The organism is uncultured Bacteroides sp. (assembly GCF_902491285.1).
Taxonomy (GTDB): domain Bacteria; phylum Bacteroidota; class Bacteroidia; order Bacteroidales; family Bacteroidaceae; genus Bacteroides.
This window is the reverse complement of the sequence record NZ_CABUHK010000178.1, coordinates 1-2,167: the sequence shown is the minus strand read 5'-3', so window position 1 is coordinate 2,167 and position 2,167 is coordinate 1. Positions and strand designations below refer to the sequence as shown.

The following is a 2,167-nucleotide window of genomic DNA, read 5'->3' as shown; positions in this document are numbered from 1 at the left end:
TAAAAAATGATTGGCGATGCAAAGATATAATTTTTTTGTTGTATGAAAGTGATTGAGATATTAAACTTTAACCGGGAGCTGTTGAAAAGGCTTCAGGCGGCCGGCATCCGTCTGGAAGATGCCCGGTATATCGACCTGTACGCGGACTATACCCGCCTACTCGATCAAGGTGAAAAAGTCTCGTATGCTGTGGCCGTATTGTCCGAAAAGTATTCGGTGAGCGAACGCAAGGTTTATGCCTTGGTGAAACGATTCCAGAGCGACTGCAAGACGCTTGCAGTGTGAACGGGTTGTTTTATGTCGTAGGGAGTGCCGTTTCCCCTTATCTTTAGGGTGTTTCAAATTTAGAAGGAGGAAATGGCTATGAACAAGTATTACCGTATCCTGGACAAGATTCTTGCCACGGGAAAAACACAGACCAACAAGAAGGGAAATATACAATACCTTCTGAACGAGCAGCTGTCACTGACACCGGCGGACCTGCTTGACATATTCGAGGGGCATAATATCGCCCGCAAGAAGCTCCGCAGCGAGTTGCAGTTATTTATGCAGGGTGAGCGCAACGTGGAGAAGTACCGGGAGGCCGGCATCAACTGGTGGGACTATTGCGGCTCCATCCTGGTGAACAGTTACCCGACCTATTTCGAGAAGCTGCCTCCGTTGATAGCGAAAATTAACCGGGAGAGGCGCAACAGCAAGAACTACGTGCTTTTTCTGGGCGAAACCGGTGCCGAGAGCAACCAGGCACCCTGTTTGAGTCTGGTACAGTTCCAGTTAGATGGCGGTGAACTGGTTCTGTCCGCCTACCAGCGCAGCAGTGACGCAAACCTCGGGCTACCTTCCGATATTTACCACCTGTACCTGATGGCGCGGCAGATAGAACTTCCCTTGAAGTCGATCACTCTCTATCTGGGCAATGTACATATCTACGAGAATAATATCCCGGGCACCCGTGCGCTGATCGCCGGTGACGAGACGGTCCGCTTCGGGTTGAACGTGTAGTTTGCTGTATATGTCTTGCAGCGGGAACAGTTCATGTTTCCCGCTGTTTTTCGTTTATTCTGTGGACCTTTGCGGCCGTTTTAAAGCAGAATGAAATGAGAAAGATGTATTTGTCCGCCCCGCTTCCTTTCGTGGGGCAGAAACGCATGTTTGCGAGGGAATTTATCAAGGTGCTGGGACAGTTCCCGGACAGCACCGTGTTTGTGGACTTGTTTGGCGGCTCGGGCCTGCTGTCACATATTACCAAATGTGTCAGGCCTGATGCCACCGTTGTGTATAATGACTTCGACAACTACCGCTGCCGACTTGTAAATATCCCGGCCACCAATGTGCTGTTATCCGATTTGCGTCGGATAGCTGAAGGGGAACCCAGAAACAAACGTATAACCGGGGAGGTTCGCGATAAAATGTTTGCTCGTATTGAGAGGGAAGAAAAAGAGCACGGTTACGTGGATTATATCACGGTTTCCGCATCCTTGTTGTTCGCCATGAAATATGTGACCAGTTTGGAAGGAATGAAGAAAGAAGCCATCTACAATAGGATTCGGCAGACAGACTATCCCGAAGCAAAGGATTATCTGGAAGGACTGACTATAACCAGCGAAGACTACAAGGAAGTATTCAAACGTTACAAAGATGTTCCGGGTGTGGTGTTCCTGGTTGATCCGCCGTACCTCTCCACCGAGGTGGGTACTTACAAGATGTTCTGGCGTCTGGCTGACTATCTGGATGTACTAACCGTTCTGAAAGGGCATTCGTTCGTGTACTTCACCTCGAACAAGTCCTCCATTTTAGAACTGTGCGACTGGATGGACCGAAACCCATTTGTCGGCAGCCCATTCAAGGAATGCAGGAAAGTGGAGTTTAGTGCAAGCGTAAACTATCAAGCTAAATATACAGACATGATGCTGTACACGAAGCCGGATGAGGTGTCAGGTATAGCAGCCTAACAATTGCATAAAGATAGGAAATTATTTTGAATCTGCAATGGCTTTTAAATGATATTTTAAAGCCATTTAAAGAGGGTTCAAGTGAAAGAAAAACGGTGGGCTTTGATCATGCTGAATAGGACCGCGCTCACCGTTTTTCTTGTACGCGTCGTTTTTGTACTTTTTGAAACGCATCGTTTTTGTTAAGCGGCACGTCTGGTTTTTCCGGATTTAAA

General features: G+C 47.8%; 3 protein-coding genes. All 3 read left to right on the top strand.

Features of this window, described 5'->3' with window-relative positions:
• Positions 1–42 precede the first annotated feature (42 nt).
• The 3 genes from RDN93_RS22005 to RDN93_RS21995 all read left to right on the top strand — a co-directional run bounded on the left by RDN93_RS22005 (position 43) and on the right by RDN93_RS21995 (position 1,952).
• Positions 43–285 (top strand): hypothetical protein, encoded by a 243-nt coding sequence (locus tag RDN93_RS22005; RefSeq protein WP_004326021.1) that lies wholly within the window; start codon positions 43–45, stop codon positions 283–285.
• 72 nt (positions 286–357) lie between these two features.
• Positions 358–1,002 carry a thymidylate synthase gene (locus RDN93_RS22000; protein WP_004326020.1) on the top strand — a complete coding sequence of 215 codons (645 nt, stop codon included), beginning with the start codon at positions 358–360 and terminating at the stop codon, positions 1,000–1,002.
• A gap of 95 nt (positions 1,003–1,097) precedes the next feature.
• Positions 1,098–1,952 carry a DNA adenine methylase gene (locus RDN93_RS21995; RefSeq protein WP_004326018.1) on the top strand — a complete coding sequence of 285 codons (855 nt, stop codon included), beginning with the start codon at positions 1,098–1,100 and terminating at the stop codon, positions 1,950–1,952.
• Positions 1,953–2,167 lie beyond the last annotated feature (215 nt).